The sequence below is a fragment of the Microbacterium sp. LCT-H2 genome (assembly GCF_001866135.1).
GTDB lineage: Bacteria > Actinomycetota > Actinomycetes > Actinomycetales > Microbacteriaceae > Microbacterium.
Map to the genome: position 1 here is coordinate 148058 of NZ_MODW01000006.1, position 17168 is coordinate 165225.

A 17168-nucleotide genomic window follows, 5' to 3' on the forward strand; every position below is an offset into this window, starting at 1 on the left:
TGGCCTGTGCTCGCGTCATGGCCTGTGTTCGCGGGGTGGGCTGTATTGCGGGGTGGCCTGTGCTCGCGTGAGGGCCTGTGCTCGCGTGATGGCCTGTCCTGCCGCTCCGCTCTGAGCGGAGGCCCTTTCCCCGAGTCGTCGATCCTGATGACATGGGCACATGACGGATGTGCTGATCTTGGGGGGAACCGGATGGCTGTCGGGGCGCATCGCCGCGCAGGCGCTCGGGGCGGGGGCGACCGTGACCTGCCTGGCCCGCGGCGGGCGGCCGTCGCCACCGGGAGCGACCCTCGTGCTCGCCGACCGCGACGACGAGGACGCCTATGACGTCGTCTCGCGCACCGACTGGGACCACGTCGTCGACGTCTCCTCCCGCGTCGATCACGTCTCCGGGGCGGTCCGCGCACTCGGCGACCGTGCCGCCCGGTGGACGTACATCTCGTCGATGTCGGTGTACCGCGACGACGAGACGGTCGGGACCGACGAGTCGGCCCCGCGGCACCCGGCGGCGCAGGCCGGTGAGGACGACGACTACGCGCGGCAGAAGGCCGCGGCGGAGGACGCCGTGCAGGAGAGCCTCGGCGACCGTGCGCTCCTCGTCCGTCCCGGCCTCATCGTCGGCGACGGCGACCCCAGCGATCGCTTCGGCTACTGGGCCGCGGCGTTCCTCCGGGCCCTGGACGAGCCGGTTCTGCTCCCGCCGCTCGACGGGCGCATGGCGCAGATCATCGACGTCGAGGACGTCGCCGCCTTCGTCCTGTCCGCCACCGTCACCGGTGCCGTGAACGCGATCGGCGACGTGCGCCAGCTGGACGACGTGCTGCAGACCGTGCGCGCGGCCACCGGGCACACCGGGCCGCTCGTCGTCGGCACGGAGGAGCGTCTCGTCGCGGAAGGCGTCGCCTACTGGGCGGGACCGCGGTCGCTGCCGCTGTGGCTGCCACCCGGGATGCGCGGGTTCATGACCCGCTCGAACGCGCGGTATCGCCGCAGCGGAGGCACGCTCCGCCCCCTCGACGAGACGGTGGAACGCGTCGTGGCGGACGAGCGCGAACGGGGCGTGGACCGGGAGCGCCGCGCCGGGCTCACACGGACGGAGGAGCGGGCGTTGCTCGACGCCCTCGCTCGCTAGACTGCGAGGCAGTGACACGGGGTGCCGCATCCGCGGCTGAGATCACACCCGTCGAACCTGATCTAGTTCGTACTAGCGAAGGGATGTCGCCCATGAGCGATCCTGTGCGTCCGCAATCCGTCCTCGACCTCGCCGCCGCGGCGGGAAGGCTGCGGGAGGAGGTCAGGGCTACGCCACCGTTGACGCACTGCGTCACGAACGCCGTGGTGACGGGGTTCACCGCCAACGTGCTGCTGGCGCTCGGGGCGGCGCCGGCCATGGTCGACATCGTCGGCGAGGCCGAGCCGTTCGCCGCTGCCGCCTCGGGGCTCCTCATCAATCTCGGCACGCCGACCCCGGAGCAGCGGGAGGCGAGCAGGGAGGCCGTGGCGGGAGCGCGCGCCGCCGGCACGCCGTGGGTGCTCGATCCCGTCGCGATCGGCACCCTCCCGGTGCGGACGGCCTTGGCCCACGAGCTGGCCGCGCTGCGCCCCACCGCCCTCCGCGGCAACGCGTCGGAGATCCTCGCGCTGGCCGGACACAGCAGCGGCGGCCGGGGTGTCGACGCGACGGACGGGACCGAGGCGGCGGCAGCGGCGGCGCGGGAGCTCGCCGACCGGCACAGCTCCGTGGTCGCCGTCTCCGGTCCGGTCGACCTCCTCACCGACGGGGAACGGGTGATCCGCATCGCCAACGGGCACGAGCTGCTCACGCGGGTGACCGGCGGCGGCTGCGCGCTGGGGGCCGTGATGGCGGCCTTCCTCGGGGCGGCCCGCGGTACCGGGACCGACGCGCTGACGGCGGTGGCCGCGGCCACCCTCGTCTACACGGTCGCGGCCGAGCAGGCGGCGGAGACCTCCCGCGGACCAGGCAGCTTCGCCGTCGGACTGCTCGACGCCCTGTCCGCCGTGACGCCGGGGGACCTCCGTGCCCGCGCCCGCGTCGAGGAGGAGGCCCGATGACCGTCGACCTGTCCCTCTACCTCGTCACCGATCGGTCGCTGTGCGGCGCCTGCGGGGTGGTGGAGACGGTCCGCGAGGCCGTGGCGGGTGGGGTCCGCATCGTGCAGCTCCGCGACAAGGAGGCGACGGACGAGGAGACCGTCGACCAGCTCCTTGCTCTGTCCGCTGCCATCGACGGTCGCGCGCTGCTCGTCGTGAACGATCGCCTCGATGCGGCCGTCGAGGCCCGTCGCCGCGGTGCCAGGGTGGACGGGGTGCACCTCGGCCAGGCGGACGCCTCGGTGCTCCGCGCGCGCGAGCTCCTCGGCCCGGAGGCCCTGATCGGGCTCACCGCGAACACCCCTGCCCATCTCGATGCCGTGAACGCGCTGCCGCCGGGGACGGTCGACTACCTCGGGGTCGGCGTGATCCGCCCCACGCGCACGAAGCCCGACCACCCGGCCCCTCTCGGCATCGACGGCTTCGCCGCGTTCGCCGCGCGCAGTGCGCTGCCGTGCGTCGCGATCGGCGGGGTGGACCTCGACGACACGGGGGCGTTGCGCGCGGCCGGTGCCGCCGGGATCGCGGTGGTCTCGGCGCTGTGCGCGGCGGACGACCCGCGGGCCGCCGCCGCGGCCTTCCGTCGGCGGTGGCTCGGACGGGCGGTGCCGCATGTGCTCAGCATCGCCGGCAGCGATCCATCCGGCGGCGCAGGCATCCAGGCCGACCTCAAGGCGATCGCCGCGCACGGGGGCTACGGCATGGCCGCCCTCACGGCCCTGACCGCCCAGAACACGCAGGGCGTCCGTGCCGTGCACGTCCCTCCCGCGGAGTTCCTGCGCGCGCAGCTCGACGCCGTCGCCGACGACATCCGCATCGACGCCGTGAAGATCGGCATGCTCGCGGACGTCGACGTGATCCGGACGGTCGCCGCGTGGCTCCGGGACACCCAGCCCCCGATCGTCGTGCTCGACCCGGTCATGATCGCGACCTCGGGGGACCGGCTGCTCCAGGCCGATGCCGATCGGGAGCTCCGGGACCTGCTGCCTCTGGCGACCGTGGTCACCCCGAACCTCGCCGAGCTGGCGGTGCTCGTCAGTCACGAGGTGGCCGACTGGACGGACGCGCTCGCCGCGGCGCAGGAGCTGTCGGCGGCCACGGGGACCGCGGTGCTCGTGAAGGGCGGTCACCTGCCGGGGGACGAGGCGCCGGACGCCCTGATCGATGCCGCGGCGGGAGAGCACGCGGAGTTCCCCGGGGCACGCATCATGACGGAGAACACCCACGGGACCGGCTGCTCGCTGTCCGCGGCTCTGGCCACACGACTGGCGAGGGGCGACGATCCGGCGTCCGCGGTCCGCGCCGCGCGCGCCTGGCTGCGGGAGGCCCTCCGCGCGGCGGACGACCTGGACGTCGGGCGAGGACACGGCCCGATCCATCATCTCGCGGGGCTCTGGGCGCGCGGCGGGGTCGAGACCCGGCCGACGCCGGAGCAGGTGGCTGCGGCCTGGTGGGAGGAGACCGCCGCGATCCGCCGCGACATCGATGCGCTGCCCTTCGTGCGCGCGCTCGCCGAGGGGACTCTCGACCGCGATGCCTTCGTCTTCTACCTCGCGCAGGACGCCCTCTACCTCCGCGAGTACGCCCGGGTGCTCGCGGAGGCGTCGCGCCTCGCCCCGACCCCCGACGAGCAGGCGTTCTGGGCTGAGGCCGCCCACGGCGCGATCCGCGGCGAGCTGGAGCTGCACGCGTCGTGGCTGACACCGGAGACCGGCGTGAGTGGCGCCACCTTCGCGACGGACCCCGCGCCGGCGACGGTCGCCTACCTCGACCATCTGCGGGCCGTCGGCTTCGGCGGCGACTACGCCGCACTGATCGCGGCCGTGCTGCCGTGCTTCTGGCTCTACACCGACCTGGGGGAGCGGCTCCATGCCGGAGCGTTCGGCGCGGCGCCCCGCGACCCCCGGCATCCCTACGCGTCGTGGCTCGCCACCTACGCGGATCCGGCCTTCGCGGAGGCCACCCGGCAGGCCGTCGCGCACGTCGCCGCCGCGGCCGCGAGGGCCGACGACGCCGGCCGGGAGCGGATGCGGCGCGCCTTCCTCGCCTCGAGCGCCCACGAACGTGCCTTCTTCGCCGCACCGGTCGCCCGCGCTGTCGTGTGACGCCCCGGATTTGCGGTGCCGAACGCGCCCGCGCTATCGTCGCCGCATGCCTTCGGTCGCCACCGCTCCTTCGACGCTCGTCCCGAGCGTCATCGCCGTGCGCCGACGTCGCGGCCGCCGATTCTAGGCGACCCCGCCCTTCTGCCTGCGTCCGCGCGGCGGTCGAGTGCCGGTGTCGCCGCCTCCGGCCCCGCCCCCGGTCCCGAGATCGTCGAGGACCCGACCGTTAAGGTAGAAGCATGACGTATTCCGTCGCCGTCTCCGGCGCCTCCGGCTACGCAGGCGGCGAGATCCTGCGCCTCCTGGCCGCTCACCCCGACGTCGAGATCCGCACCGTCACGGCGCACTCGAATGCCGGACAGCCTCTCGTCGCCCACCAGCCGCACCTCCGCTCGCTCGCCCACCTCACGCTGCAGGACACCACGCCGGAGGTCCTCGCCGGACACGACATCGTGTTCCTGGCCCTCCCGCACGGCCAGTCCGGGCAGTACACGGACGCCCTCGGCGACACCCCGCTGGTGATCGACGCAGGAGCCGACCACCGGCTCACCTCGTCCGCGGAGTGGGACGCGTTCTACGGCGGGGCGTTCCACGAGCCGTGGACGTACGGCGTGCCCGAGCTCCTCGTCGGAGGCGACAAGCAGCGGGAGGTGCTCCGCAGCGCGACCCGGATCGCCGCGCCCGGGTGCAACGCCTCCACGGTGAGCCTGAGCCTCGCCCCCGGTGTCGCGGCCGGTGTGATCGACCCGGGCGACATCGTCTCCGTCCTGGCCGTCGGCCCGTCCGGGGCCGGCAAGAGCCTGAAGACGAACCTCCTCGCCAGCGAGATCCTCGGCTCCGCGAACCCCTATGCCGTCGGCGGCACGCACCGCCACATCCCGGAGATCCGTCAGGCGCTCGCCGCCGCCCGCCCGTCGACAGACTCAGGGGCCCAGGACATCCGGATCTCGTTCACTCCGGTCCTCGTGCCGATGTCGCGTGGCATCCTCGCCACGTGCACGGCGCCGATCGCCGAGGGTGTGAGCGACGCCGAGATCCGTCAGGCGTGGGAGAGCGCCTACGGCGACGAGACCTTCGTCCAGCTGCTGCCGGAGGGGAGCTTCCCGCGCACCGCCGACGTGCTCGGGGCGAACACGGCCCTGGTGGGCCTCGCGATCGACCGCGCCGCGAACCGCGTGACGGTGGTCACCGCCGTCGACAACCTCGTCAAGGGCACCGCCGGAGCTGCCGTCCAGTCCATGAACATCGCGCGGGGGCTTCCCGAGACCCGCGCCCTCTCAGTGAACGGAGTCGCCCCGTGAGCGTCACCGCCCCCGCAGGATTCGAGGCGGCCGGGGTCGCCGCCGGACTCAAGTCGACCGGCAAGCCCGATGTCGCCGTCGTGGTCAACCGCGGCCCCCGCAAGGTCGGCGCCGCGGTCTTCACGAGCAACCGCGCCAAGGCCAACCCCATCATCTGGTCCCAGCAGGCGGTCGCGGACCGCGTGGTCGAGGCCGTCGTCCTCAACTCGGGCGGGGCGAACTGCTTCACCGGCAGCTTCGGGTTCCAGACCACCCACCAGACCGCGGAGAAGGCGGCCGAGCTGCTCGGCATCAGCGCGGGCGACGTTCTCGTCTGCTCCACCGGGCTCATCGGGACGGGCGACGAGGTCTTCCGCGAGAAGGTCCTCGCGGGCACCGCGCAGGCGATCGCCGAGCTGAGCGCCGACGGCGGCGAGAGCGCCGCGCACGCCATCATGACCACGGACACCGTCGCGAAGACCGCTGTGGTGACCCGCGACGGCTGGACGATCGGCGGCATGGCGAAGGGCGCGGGCATGCTCGCCCCCGGTCTGGCGACGATGCTCGTGGTGCTCACCACCGACGCCGTGCTCGAACCGCTCCAGGCCGATGAGGCCCTGCGCCGGGCGACGGGACGCACGTTCGACCGCCTCGACTCCGACGGCTGCATGTCGACCAACGACCAGGTGACGCTGCTCGCCAACGGCGCCTCCGAGGTCGTCCCCGATCTCGACGACTTCGCCGAGGCGCTCACCGAGCTCTGCCAGGAGCTCGCGGTCAAGCTGCAGGGCGACGCGGAGGGGGCGAGCCACGACATCACGATCGAGGTGCAGCACGCCGTCTCCGAGCAGGACGCCGTCGAGGTCGGCCGCTCGGTCGCCCGCAACAACCTGTTCAAGGCGGCCATCTTCGGCAACGACCCGAACTGGGGCCGCGTCCTTGCGGCGATCGGCACGACGGCCGCGCAGTTCGACCCCTACGACGTCGACGTGTGGATGAACGGCGTCCGCGTCTGCACCGCCGGTGGCCCCGACCGCCCCCGCGAGGAGGTCGATCTGACGCCGCGCGCCACGCACCTGATGATCGACCTCAAGGTCGGGGAGGTCACCGCCACGGTGCTCACCAACGACCTCACCCACGACTACGTGCACGAGAACAGCGCCTACGCCTCATGACCGACATCCAGGACACCACGCCGGACATCGCGGCGCAGAAGGCCACCACCCTCATCGAGTCGCTGCCATGGCTGAAGAAGTTCCGCGACCAGATCGTCGTCGTCAAGTACGGCGGGAACGCCATGGTCTCGGACGAGCTGCAGGAGGCCTTCGCCCAGGACATCGCGTACCTCCGCTACGTCGGCGTGCAGCCGGTCGTCGTGCACGGGGGCGGGCCGCAGATCTCCGACATGCTGCAGCGGCTGGAGATCCCCAGCGAGTTCAAGGGCGGGTACCGCGTCACCAACACCGAGGCGATCGGCGTCGTGCGGATGGTGCTCACCGGTCAGGTCAACCCGCAGCTCGTGTCGAAGATCAACTCGCACGGCCCCATCGCCACCGGGCTCAGCGGCGAGGACGCCGGGCTCTTCGGCGGGCGTCGTCGCGGTGTCATGATCGACGGCGAGGAGGTGGACCTCGGCCGCGTGGGCGACGTGGTCCAGGTCGACCCGACGCCGGTGCTCGATCACCTTGCCGCGGGGCGGATCCCCGTCGTGTCGAGCATCGCGCCCGACCTCGACCACCCGGGGCAGTCCCTCAACGTCAACGCCGACGCCGCCGCGGCCGCCCTGGCCGTGGCCCTCGGGGCGCGCAAGCTCGTCATCCTCACCGATGTGCCGGGGCTGTACGCCGACTGGCCCAACCGGGACTCGCTCGTGTCGCACCTCACCTCGGACGCGCTCATCGAGATGCTGCCGCGGCTGGAGTCGGGGATGATCCCGAAGATGCGCGCGTGCCTCGATGCGGTCGAGGGCGGCGTCGACGCGGCGGCGATCATCGACGGACGGGTGCCGCACTCGGTGCTCGTCGAACTGTTCACCAGCAAGGGAATCGGGACCGAAGTGGTCCTGGCAGAGAAAGGGGCGACGGCATGACCGTCTGGCAGGACGACGCGGCACGTGATCTCGTGCTCAACGCGGGGGAGCGCCTCGCGCTGCTGACCCGCGGTGAGGGCTCGTACCTGTGGGACGCCGAAGACCGACGCTACCTCGACTTCCTCGCAGGCATCGCCGTGACCTCCCTCGGACACGCGCACCCGGTGTTCGTCGAGGCGGTGTCGCGGCAGGCCGCCACCCTCGCGCACGTCTCCAACTACTTCGCGACCCCGCCGCAGCTCGCGCTCGCCGCCCGGCTCAAGCGCCTGGCCGGAGCGGGGCTGGACGGTCGGGTCTTCTTCTCGAACTCCGGTGCCGAGGCCAACGAGGCCGCGTTCAAGCTCGCCCGGCTGCACGGCGGGGCGGAGCGTCCGCGCATCCTCGCGCTGGAGAACGGCTTCCACGGCCGGACGATGGGCTCGCTCGCCCTCACCGCCAAGGAGTCGATGCGCGCGCCGTTCGCGCCGATGCCGGGAGGCGTGGAGCACATCCCGGCCACGATCGAAGCGCTGGAGGCCGCGATGGACGACCGTGTCGCCGCGGTCATCGTGGAGCCGATCCAGGGTGAGGCCGGCGTCGTCGAGCTCCCCGAGGGCTACCTCGCCGCGGCGCGCTCGCTGACCCTCGCGCACGGCGCCCTGCTCATCGTCGACGAGATCCAGACGGGCGCGGGCCGCACCGGCGCCTGGTTCGGGTTCAGCCACGAGGGCATCACGCCTGACGCGATCACGCTCGCCAAGGGCATCGGCGGCGGATTCCCGATCGGCGCCCTCGTCACCTACGGCGCCGCGAGTGCCCTGTTCACCCCCGGTTCGCACGGCTCCACGTTCGGCGGCAACCCGCTCGCGACGGCCGTGGCGGACGCGGTGCTGGCCGAGATCGAGCGTGCCGAACTCGTCGACAACGCCGCGCGCCGCGGTGCGGAGCTGCGGGAGATCATCCTCGGCATCGACTCCCCGCTGATCGCCGGGGTCCGCGGCCGTGGACTCCTCGTCGGTGTCGCGCTCACGGAGCCGGTGGCGGGTGCGGTCGTCGCCGCCGCCCAGGACCGCGGTCTCATCGTCAACGCCGCCAACCCTGAGACCGTGCGCGTCGCGCCGGCTCTGACGATCGGCGATGCCGAGCTGGCGGAGTTCCGCGAGCTGTTCGCCGCCGCACTCTCCGACGTCCACTCCTCCGCCACCGGAAAGGTCCCCGCATGACCCGCCACCTGCTGCGCGACGACGATCTGACGCCCGCCGAGCAGGCGGAGATCCTCGATCTCGCGCTCGAACTCAAGAAGGATCGCTGGGCGGACAAGAGCCTCGCCGGACCGCAGACCGTCGCCGTGATCTTCGACAAGTCGTCCACCCGGACGCGCGTCTCGTTCGCGGTGGGGATCGCCGACCTCGGCGGCACGCCGCTCATCATCTCCACGGCGAGCAGCCAGCTCGGCGGGAAGGAGACGCCGTCCGACACGGCCCGGGTTCTCGAGCGCCAGGTCGCGGCGATCGTGTGGCGCACCTACGCGCAGTCGGGCCTGGAGGAGATGGCCGCCGGCACGCGGGTCCCCGTGATCAACGCGCTGTCCGACGACTTCCACCCCTGCCAGCTCCTCGCCGATCTGCTGACCATCCGTGAGCACAAGGGCGACCTGAAGGGCCTCACGCTGACGTTCTTCGGCGACGGCCAGAGCAACATGGCGCACTCCTACGCGCTCGCGGGCGTCACGGCCGGCATGCACGTGCGCATCGCCTCGCCGGAGGACTACGCACCGCGCGCCGACGTCATCGAGGCGGCCGACCGTCGTGCCAGGGAGACCGGGGGATCGATCACGCTCTTCACCGACCCGGTCGAGGCGGCCGCGGGCGCTGACGTCGTCGTCACCGACACCTGGGTGTCGATGGGCAAGGAGGAGGAGAAGCTCGCGCGGATCCGCGATCTCGGGGGCTACAAGGTCACGCCCGAGACCATGGAGCTCGCGCACGACGACGCGATCTTCATCCACTGCCTCCCCGCCGATCGCGGCTACGAGGTGGATTCCGCCGTCATCGACGGCCCGCAGAGCGTGGTCTGGAACGAGGCGGAGAACCGCCTGCACGCCCAGAAAGCCCTGCTGGTCTGGCTCCTCGGGAAGAAGGACGCGTGATGGCCGGCTCGCACGAAGGTACCAACGAGGGCGCGCTCTGGGGCGCGCGGTTCGCCACCGGTCCGTCGCCGGAGCTCGTCGAGCTGAGCCGCTCGACGCACTTCGACTGGATCCTCGCGCCGTACGACATCGCCGGTTCGCACGCGCATGCCACGGCGCTGGCCGCCGCGGGCTACCTGGAGCCGGATGAGGCCGCCCGGATGCACGAGGGCCTCGACGCCGTGGCGCGCAAGGTCGCCGACGGCACCCTGCAGCCGCAGCCCACCGACGAGGACGTGCACGGCGCGCTCGAGCAGGCGCTGATCGCCGAGCTGGGGCCGGAGCTGGGCGGACGTCTCCGCGCCGGCCGCAGCCGGAACGACCAGATCGCCACACTCGTGCGGATGTACCTGATCGACCACGCCCGGGTGATCGCCCGCGACCTGCTGCGCGTGATCGATGCCCTCGTGGCGCAGGCGGAGGCGCATCCCGACGCGATCCTGCCCGGTCGCACGCACCTCCAGCACGCGCAGCCGGTGCTGCTCGCCCATCACCTCCAGGCCCACGCCTGGCCGCTGGTGCGCGAGCTCGAGCGCCTCGTCGACTGGCGTCGTCGCGCCGGCGTCTCGCCGTACGGCGGGGGAGCGCTCGCGGGGTCGACCCTGGGCCTGGATCCCGCGCTCGTCGCGACCGAACTGGGTCTCGACCGTCCCGCGGAGAACTCCCTCGACGGCACCGCCGCGCGGGACGTCGTGGCGGAGTTCGCGTTCATCGCGGCGATGACGGGGGTCGACCTCTCCCGCCTGTCCGAGGAGATCATCCTCTGGAACACCCGCGAGTTCGGCTTCGTCACCCTCGACGACGGCTACTCCACGGGTTCCAGCATCATGCCGCAGAAGAAGAATCCGGACATCGCCGAGCTCGCGCGCGGCAAGTCCGGGCGTCTCATCGGCAACCTGTCCGGCCTGCTGGCGACCCTCAAGGGCCTGCCCCTCGCGTACAACCGTGATCTGCAGGAGGACAAGGAGCCGGTCTTCGATTCGGTGCAGACGCTCGAGGTCGTGCTGCCGGCGTTCGCCGGGATGATCGCGACGCTGCGTTTCCACACGGAGCGCATGGCCGAGCTCGCCCCCCAGGGGTTCTCACTGGCCACCGATGTCGCCGAGTGGTTGGTGAAGCGGCGCGTGCCGTTCCGCGACGCCCACGAGATCTCCGGCGCGCTCGTCCGTGCCTGCGAGGAGCAGGGGATCGGGCTGGAGGACGCCTCCGACGAGCTGCTGCTGTCGGTGTCGCCGCACCTCGTCCCCGAGGTCCGCGAGGTGCTCACGATCGAGGGCTCTGTCGCGTCGCGCACGGGTGTCGGCGGAACCGCTCCGGAGCGGGTCGCCGAGCAGCGCGCCGAGCTCATCGCCCGTGCCCAGGCGGCCGCACACGCGCTCGGTCTGTAACCGTGGGGCGGCCGGCCCGGGCGTTCGACCTCAGTGCAGGTCGCTGTCGGCGGCCGACCGCTCCCATCGGAGGAAGCGCACGGTGAGACCGGCGCGGGTGGGGGCGGCCAGGAAGGGCCCGGCGGAGACGGCGGCGTCGCCGTCGAAGGGGGCGACCCTGACCAGGCGCCAGGGGCCGTCGTCCGCGCGGGCGCGCACGATCATCGCGTCCGACCAGCGGCTGACCCGGACCGTGATCTCGCTGTCGCGCCAGGTCGTCGACGTAGCCGACCGACCAGTCCGAGCGGCCGGCGGTCACGACGGCGCCCAGACCGAGGTGCCCGTCGGCGAACTCCACCCCGGCTTTGATCCAGTGCTCGTCGTCCGCGCGGACGAAGAGTCCCGCCTGGTCGAACTGCCCCTCCCACGGCGCGCGGAAGGCCACCTCGATGGCCTCGCCGACCGCGAGCGGCGCGAGCAGCGCGTGCTCGGTGTCGTGGACGAAGCCGTAGGCGGTGTGTCGCCAGGCGTCGCTCCCCTCGACGGCGGTGGCGTCGAGGTGCCCGTCGATGCGAGTCGTGGCGGGCGCGTGGGTCCACGTACCGTCGGACCAGGGGATCATGCGTAAATCGAGCATATTTCCTATCTATAGCCATAAAAGGCATAACTCGCGAATATTCGTGTTAGGGTTATCCCATGGTCATCGCCGTGATCGCCGACATCGTGGGTTCCCGAGAACTCGGAGACCGGAGCGCCGCACAGCGTGCGCTGGACGAGACCATCGCTCAGGTCGAACGGGACCGCCCGCTGGCGGCCCAGCCGCTCACGCCCACGGTAGGGGACGAGCAGCAGGGCGTCTACCGGGAGCTTCCCGACGCGCTCCTCTCGCTCCTCATGGTCCAGCTCCGGCTCCCCGAGGGGCTCGCCTTCCGCTTCGGCATCGGGATCGGCGAGGTCCGTCCCGTGCCGTCCGTGCACGGAGAGCTCGCCGACGGTCCCGGCTGGTACGCGGCCCGCGCGGCGATCGAGACCGTGCATGCACGGGAACAGCGCGCCGTGCCGAGGACCCGCACCTGGATTGTCGGAGCCCCGGGTCAGGATGAGGTCATGGAGACCGTGATCGCCGTGTCCAACGCCTACGTGCTCGCGCGCGACGAGCTCGTCGGGGCGATGAGCGAGCGCGAGCGCCACCTCACGTACGGGCGGCTGATCGGCCGGTCCCAGCAGGAGCTTGCTGCCGAGGAGGGCATCTCGCAGCCCAGCGTGTCCAAGTCGCTGCGGAGCGCCGGAGCCGCCGCGCTCATCGAAGGAGTGGCCGCGCTCCGGGGGGAGTCCGCATGATCCTCGCGGGCTTCGTCCTCCTCGCCGTCGGCGCGACCGACCTCGTCCGGCAGTTCGTGCCGCGACGGTGGGTCGGGTACGTCGTCGCCGCGGCCGTGATCCTCCTCCTCGGCATCGGCGGAGACGCGCTGCTGCCCGCGCTCCTGGGGCTCGGCGTCGGAGCACTGTGGGTCTGGAGCATGCCGGAGGTGGGGCCGTCCAGGGCCGGATTCTGGCCCGCGGTCGCGTTGGCCGCGCTCAGCATCGGCGCCGTGCTCTGGGGCGGAGCCCGCGACACCGGCGGTCTCATCGGTGAGATCTGGACGCTCCGCTCGCCCTTCGGGGAGGTCCCATTCGACCTCGTCGTGCTCGCGCTCGGAGCCGGCGTCTTCCTGCTCGAATCCGCCAACCTCGTCGTCCGCGCTGCTCTCGACGGCGAGCACACCTGGCGCCCGACGGAGGTCTCGGCTCCGGAGTCTCTTCCCGACGCGTCGTCGGACCGCGTGTCCGCCGCAGTGAACGCCAGCGAGACCGCCACGGTGTCCGCGGTCACCCCGGCCGATCCGCGCCACGGCTTCAAGGGCGGGAGACTCATCGGCCCGCTGGAACGTGTGCTCGTGATGATCCTCACGCTCGCCGCGGCGTACCCGGTGCTCGCGGCCATGCTCGCCGCCAAGGGCATCGTCCGGTTCCCGGAGATCTCGCGCGACGGGGAGACCGGCGCCCGTGCCGAATACTTCCTCGTCGGCAGTCTCGTGAGCTGGGTGATCGGTCTCGGTGCCGCGTTCCTCGTCTGGTGGGCGGCGCACAGCTGACACCCCTGCCGGCGACGCAGCGGGACGGTCGCGCGCTGCTAGCCTGGAGCGCGTGTCAACTCCCGCTCTGACGACCGCGCCGCAGGCGATCGACCCCACGTTCGAGAACGTGTGGGACGAGATCGTGTGGCGTGGCCTCGTCCACGTGTCCACCGACCAGGAGGCGCTGCGCGCCCTGCTCGCGGGAGACTCCGTCACGTATTACTGCGGCTTCGACCCGACGGCACCGAGTCTGCATCTCGGGCACCTGGTCCAGCTGCTCCTGCTCCGCCGTCTTCAGCTCGCCGGGCACAAGCCGCTCGGTCTCGTGGGCGGCTCCACCGGCCTGATCGGCGATCCCCGGCCCACTGCGGAGCGCACGCTGAACACCCGCGAGACGGTGGCGGAATGGGTCGATCGTCTGCGCGGCCAGGTCGAGCGGTACCTCAGCTTCGAGGGCGACAACGCCGCCCGCATGGTGAACAACCTCGACTGGACCGCACCGCTCTCCGCGATCGACTTCCTGCGGGAGATCGGCAAGCACTACCGCGTCGGCACGATGCTGAAGAAGGACGCGGTAGCCGCGCGCCTGAACTCCGACGCCGGCATCAGCTACACCGAGTTCAGCTACCAGATCCTGCAGGGGCTCGACTTCCTCGAGCTCTACCGCCAGTACGACTGCGTGCTGCAGACGGGTGGCTCCGACCAGTGGGGCAACCTCACCAGCGGCACCGACCTCATCCACCGGGTCGAAGGGGCGTCGGTCCACGCGATCGGCACGCCGTTGATCACCAACAGCGACGGCACGAAGTTCGGCAAGAGTGAGGGCAATGCGATCTGGATCGACGCGGAGCTCACGAGCCCGTACGCGTTCTACCAGTTCTGGCTCAGCACGGCCGATGCCGACGTGATCGAACGCCTCAAGGTGTTCACGTTCCTGACCAGGGCCGAGATCGAGGAGTACGCCGAGCTCGTCGCGACGGAGCCGTTCCGCCGCGCCGCCCAGAAGCGCCTCGCGCTCGAGGTCGTCGCGACGGTGCACGGCGTGGAGGCGACGGCGGCGGTGATCGCGGCGTCCGAGGCTCTCTTCGGTCAGGGCGACCTCACCGCTCTCGACGCGGCGACCCTGCGCACGGCCCTGGATGAGCTTCCCCACGCGACCGTCGCCGCCGGTACCCCGGTCGTCGACGCGCTCGTCGCGACCGGGCTGGTGTCGAGTCTGTCGGAGGCGCGTCGCGCCATCGCGCAGGGCGGCGTCTCCCTCGACGGCGAGCGGGTGGAGGACGACACCGCGATCGTGCAGGGTACGCTTCCCGGCGGCGTCTCGGTGCTCCGCCGCGGGAAGAAGACGCTCGCCGGCGTCTTCCTCGGCTGACCCCGGCCGCGCATGCCGTTCACTCCGAGTCACGCGATCGTCGCGCTGCCGTTCGTGCGCACGCCGCTCGTCCCCGCGGCGATCGCGATCGGAGCGATGACACCGGACATCTCGCTGTTCCTGCGCAACGTCGGCCTCAACTACGGGTTCCTGCACGATCCGGTCAATGTCGTGTGGACGTCGTTGCTCGCGCTGGCGCTGTTCCTGCTGTGGCGCGTCCTGCTGCGCCCGGCGACCCTCGAACTGCTGCCGGGATGGGTGACCGTGCGGTTGCCCGCCGGGTGGGAGGCGAACGGAGTCCGAGCCGCGGTGGAAGCCGTGAGCCGTGACGACCGCTCGCGGTACCGTGCCGCGCGAACGCTGTATCCGTTCCTCCTCGTGGTCTCGGCGATGTTGGGGGTGCTCTCGCACATCCTCTGGGATGCGTTCACGCACGAGTCGCGGTGGGGCGTCGATCTGGTGCCCGCGCTCGCGGACTCGTGGGGTCCGTTCGACGGATACAAGTGGCTGCAGTATGCCTCCAGCGCCCTCGGTCTGCTGGGTCTGGCGATCTGGGCGGCGCTGTGGCTGCGGCGTGCGACACCGCGAGCGGGTGCGCCGCAGATCCTTCCGACGTTCGTGCGGGTCGCCTGGTGGCTCTCGCTGCCGGTGATCCTCGTGGTCGCATGGGTCGGCGGTCTGCTCGCGTTCGGTCCGCTCTCCGCCGACTTCACGCTGCAGCATCTCGCGTACCGCGTGCTGCCGCCCGCCTGCGCAGTGTGGGGCGTCCTCACCCTGGTCCTCTGCGTGGTCCTCGCCGTGCGACGGCCGCGCCTCGCCGGCTGATCCCGCTTCCCCGATGCCTCCCGCGGCGCGGGCCCCGGTTCACCAGCGCGGTGCGTCGGAACCCCAGGCGTGCGGGGCGTCGAAGGTCAGCCCGGGAAGCGCAGGTGCCGCCGTCACGACCGGGACCCCGTCCACGTCGAATCGCGCGAGATGCGCCGACGCGTCGATCTCCGGAGCGCGCACGACATCGGTCGTGCGCGGCAACCCGAGCAGCTCGGCAGCGACGCGGCGCAGCGAGGTGCGCACGATACGCGAGCGCCCGTCGCGCGAACGGAGCAGCCGGGTGAGTGCGGCGGCGAGGAGGTATCCGCTGCTGTGATCCAGCGCCTGGGCGGGGAGGGCGCCCGGCCGTCCGTCGTCGCCCTCGATCATTGCGATTCCGCTCTCCGCCTGGACGAGGCTGTCGAAGCCGGCGCGGTCGGGGTGATCGGTGCCCCACGCGCTGAGCTGTGCGACGACGAGACCAGGGTGCTGCTCGACGAGAGCGTCGGGGGAGAGGCCCAGCCGATCCAGAGCAGCGGGACGATATCCGAGCACGATCGCATCCGCCGACTCCAGGAGGGCCTGCAGTTCGGGGGAGCAGGCGTCGAGAAGAGCCGTGCGCTTGCCATGGCCGGTGTCGAGGTGCTGCCACGGGAGCTCGGGGAGCTGCGGGGGATCGACACGCAGCACGTCGGCACCGAGGAGAGCGAGAGTCCGTGTGCACACCGGCCCCGCGATCACTCGCGTGAGGTCCAGGACGCGGAGGCCGGCGAGGGGCATACGCGCCGAGGCGCCGCGGGACGGGCTCCGTCGCTCGCCGCGCCGTCCGTCCGCGGGCTCGATGGTCGTGACGTCGAGGAGGGGAGTGCTCCGCAGGGCGAGATCGATGTCCGGGTCCTCGCGGCGCACGGTGACGGCGAGACCACCGGCTGCGGAGATCCGGTCGACGGCCGCCTCGCTCGACAGGGCCGCCACCCCGCGGGCGACCGCTTCCGGACCCGCCGTATCGGTCAGGCCGAGCGCGTGGCGAAGCGCGCGAGCATGATGCGGGTAGTTGCCGTGCGTCCGGATCCAGCCGTCCGCGCTCTCCCAGAATCCGGAGAGGGGCGCCCACACCGGCGGGGGAGCACCGTCGACCCGCAGGTACCGGTCGCTCCGATAGGCGACGGCCACTCGACGGGGATCGATGGATGCCGGGTCGAGTCCGGCGGCGAGCACGACCGAGGCCACGCTGGCGAGAGCCAGCTCTGCGGTCGCGGTGCGGGACGGGAGCGGCACGGCATCCAGGGTTCGCAGGGCGGCGAGGGCAGGGGCGGATGAGGACTCCGCGCCCAGCTCCCGCCAGACACTGGCCAGCAGGTCGGCAGGGTGAGAGGAAGCGTGCGGGGGCATGCGCGCGATGCTACTCCGGCACCGATCCGGGCGGAAACGACGGCTGACCCGGGAGAATCCCCTCGAGCGGCACACGCGACACGCCCGGGGTGGTGCGCCCGATTTGCCAGACCCCCGGAATCCACGTAACTTATTACTTGTTCGCCCCACAGGGAAGCGGAGAAGCCCCGAGCTTCACCCCCCTCAAGCGGAGAACCACTCCCGATCCACTCTCACTTGAGAGATCCGGCGCTTGCGCCTAGGATGGGAGATCCACCCCTTCTGCGGCTGTCACCGGCTGCGCAGCGGATCCACGATCCGCACGGCGCGCCGATTTGACAAGCGGGTCGGGATGGCTAGGATAGAGAAGTTGCCCTGCGG

General features: G+C 72.0%; 14 protein-coding genes, 1 pseudogene and 1 riboswitch. Of the genes and pseudogenes, 13 read left to right on the forward strand and 2 right to left on the reverse strand.

What is annotated here, in order from left to right:
• Positions 1 to 160 precede the first annotated feature (160 nt).
• The 9 genes from BK819_RS14305 (at position 161) to argH (ending at position 11141) form a co-directional block, all read left to right on the forward strand.
• Entirely contained in the window at positions 161 to 1132 is a 972-nt protein-coding gene (locus tag BK819_RS14305) for an NAD-dependent epimerase/dehydratase family protein (RefSeq protein ID WP_071329717.1), read from the forward strand.
• Positions 1133 to 1139: 7 nt separating this feature from the next.
• A riboswitch (TPP riboswitch) is annotated at positions 1140 to 1233 on the forward strand.
• On the forward strand, positions 1225 to 2073 hold the full coding sequence (gene thiM / locus BK819_RS14310; protein ID WP_083391812.1) for a hydroxyethylthiazole kinase: 849 nt from the start codon (positions 1225 to 1227) through the stop codon (positions 2071 to 2073). (Overlaps the previous riboswitch by 9 nt.)
• Positions 2070 to 4217 carry a bifunctional hydroxymethylpyrimidine kinase/phosphomethylpyrimidine kinase gene (locus BK819_RS14315; RefSeq protein WP_071329718.1) on the forward strand — a complete coding sequence of 716 codons (2148 nt, stop codon included), beginning with the start codon at positions 2070 to 2072 and terminating at the stop codon, positions 4215 to 4217. The genes thiM and BK819_RS14315 overlap by 4 nt, the downstream gene beginning before the upstream one ends.
• A gap of 239 nt (positions 4218 to 4456) precedes the next feature.
• Positions 4457 to 5518, forward strand: coding sequence for an N-acetyl-gamma-glutamyl-phosphate reductase (argC, locus tag BK819_RS14320; RefSeq protein WP_071329719.1), 1062 nt, complete (start codon positions 4457 to 4459; stop codon positions 5516 to 5518).
• A complete protein-coding gene (gene argJ / locus BK819_RS14325; RefSeq protein ID WP_071329720.1) occupies positions 5515 to 6672 on the forward strand; it encodes a bifunctional glutamate N-acetyltransferase/amino-acid acetyltransferase ArgJ in 1158 nt (385 codons plus the stop codon). Before argC ends, argJ begins: the two co-directional genes overlap by 4 nt.
• Positions 6669 to 7586: an acetylglutamate kinase gene (argB, locus tag BK819_RS14330; RefSeq protein WP_071329721.1), complete on the forward strand. Its 918-nt coding sequence runs from the start codon at positions 6669 to 6671 to the stop codon at positions 7584 to 7586. The genes argJ and argB overlap by 4 nt, the downstream gene beginning before the upstream one ends.
• Positions 7583 to 8788, forward strand: a complete 1206-nt coding sequence (locus BK819_RS14335; RefSeq protein ID WP_071329722.1) for an acetylornithine transaminase — start codon at positions 7583 to 7585, stop codon at positions 8786 to 8788. Before argB ends, BK819_RS14335 begins: the two co-directional genes overlap by 4 nt.
• Positions 8785 to 9714 carry an ornithine carbamoyltransferase gene (gene argF, locus BK819_RS14340; RefSeq protein WP_071329723.1) on the forward strand — a complete coding sequence of 310 codons (930 nt, stop codon included), beginning with the start codon at positions 8785 to 8787 and terminating at the stop codon, positions 9712 to 9714. Before BK819_RS14335 ends, argF begins: the two co-directional genes overlap by 4 nt.
• Positions 9714 to 11141 carry an argininosuccinate lyase gene (gene argH / locus BK819_RS14345; RefSeq protein WP_071329724.1) on the forward strand — a complete coding sequence of 476 codons (1428 nt, stop codon included), beginning with the start codon at positions 9714 to 9716 and terminating at the stop codon, positions 11139 to 11141. Before argF ends, argH begins: the two co-directional genes overlap by 1 nt.
• A 30-nt stretch (positions 11142 to 11171) precedes the next feature.
• Here argH and BK819_RS14350 read toward each other — a convergent pair.
• Positions 11172 to 11742 (reverse strand): annotated as a pseudogene (locus tag BK819_RS14350) (DUF1349 domain-containing protein).
• 74 nt (positions 11743 to 11816) lie between these two features.
• Here BK819_RS14350 and BK819_RS14355 point away from each other — a divergent pair.
• From BK819_RS14355 to BK819_RS14370, 4 genes are read left to right on the forward strand one after another with little or no spacing between them, the layout of a single operon-like run.
• A complete protein-coding gene (locus BK819_RS14355) occupies positions 11817 to 12461 on the forward strand; it encodes a SatD family protein (protein WP_071329725.1) in 645 nt (214 codons plus the stop codon).
• Positions 12458 to 13255: a hypothetical protein gene (locus tag BK819_RS14360; RefSeq protein ID WP_071329726.1), complete on the forward strand. Its 798-nt coding sequence runs from the start codon at positions 12458 to 12460 to the stop codon at positions 13253 to 13255. The genes BK819_RS14355 and BK819_RS14360 overlap by 4 nt, the downstream gene beginning before the upstream one ends.
• A gap of 52 nt (positions 13256 to 13307) precedes the next feature.
• Positions 13308 to 14609 (forward strand): tyrosine--tRNA ligase, encoded by a 1302-nt coding sequence (tyrS, locus tag BK819_RS14365; RefSeq protein WP_143049319.1) that lies wholly within the window; start codon positions 13308 to 13310, stop codon positions 14607 to 14609.
• A 12-nt stretch (positions 14610 to 14621) separates the two neighbouring features.
• On the forward strand, positions 14622 to 15434 hold the full coding sequence (locus tag BK819_RS14370; RefSeq protein WP_071329727.1) for a DUF4184 family protein: 813 nt from the start codon (positions 14622 to 14624) through the stop codon (positions 15432 to 15434).
• A 39-nt stretch (positions 15435 to 15473) separates the two neighbouring features.
• On the opposite strand, the gene BK819_RS14375 is transcribed toward BK819_RS14370, so the two are convergent.
• Positions 15474 to 16808: a CoA transferase gene (locus BK819_RS14375; RefSeq protein WP_143049320.1), complete on the reverse strand. Its 1335-nt coding sequence runs from the start codon at positions 16806 to 16808 to the stop codon at positions 15474 to 15476.
• Between the last annotated feature and the right edge of the window lie 360 nt (positions 16809 to 17168).

What these genes read in the sequence shown, in the direction of transcription:
- BK819_RS14305 (WP_071329717.1), top strand. Translation starts at nt 161, where the DNA reads ATGACGGATGTGCTGATCTTGGGGGGAACCGGATGGCTGTCGGGGCGC.
- thiM (WP_083391812.1), top strand. Translation starts at nt 1,225, where the DNA reads ATGAGCGATCCTGTGCGTCCGCAATCCGTCCTCGACCTCGCCGCCGCG.
- BK819_RS14315 (WP_071329718.1), top strand. Translation starts at nt 2,070, where the DNA reads ATGACCGTCGACCTGTCCCTCTACCTCGTCACCGATCGGTCGCTGTGC.
- argC (WP_071329719.1), top strand. Translation starts at nt 4,457, where the DNA reads ATGACGTATTCCGTCGCCGTCTCCGGCGCCTCCGGCTACGCAGGCGGC.
- argB (WP_071329721.1), top strand. Translation starts at nt 6,669, where the DNA reads ATGACCGACATCCAGGACACCACGCCGGACATCGCGGCGCAGAAGGCC.
- BK819_RS14335 (WP_071329722.1), top strand. Translation starts at nt 7,583, where the DNA reads ATGACCGTCTGGCAGGACGACGCGGCACGTGATCTCGTGCTCAACGCG.
- argF (WP_071329723.1), top strand. Translation starts at nt 8,785, where the DNA reads ATGACCCGCCACCTGCTGCGCGACGACGATCTGACGCCCGCCGAGCAG.
- argH (WP_071329724.1), top strand. Translation starts at nt 9,714, where the DNA reads ATGGCCGGCTCGCACGAAGGTACCAACGAGGGCGCGCTCTGGGGCGCG.
- BK819_RS14355 (WP_071329725.1), top strand. Translation starts at nt 11,817, where the DNA reads ATGGTCATCGCCGTGATCGCCGACATCGTGGGTTCCCGAGAACTCGGA.
- BK819_RS14360 (WP_071329726.1), top strand. Translation starts at nt 12,458, where the DNA reads ATGATCCTCGCGGGCTTCGTCCTCCTCGCCGTCGGCGCGACCGACCTC.
- BK819_RS14370 (WP_071329727.1), top strand. Translation starts at nt 14,622, where the DNA reads ATGCCGTTCACTCCGAGTCACGCGATCGTCGCGCTGCCGTTCGTGCGC.
- BK819_RS14375 (WP_143049320.1), bottom strand. Translation starts at nt 16,808, where the DNA reads ATGCCCCCGCACGCTTCCTCTCACCCTGCCGACCTGCTGGCCAGTGTC.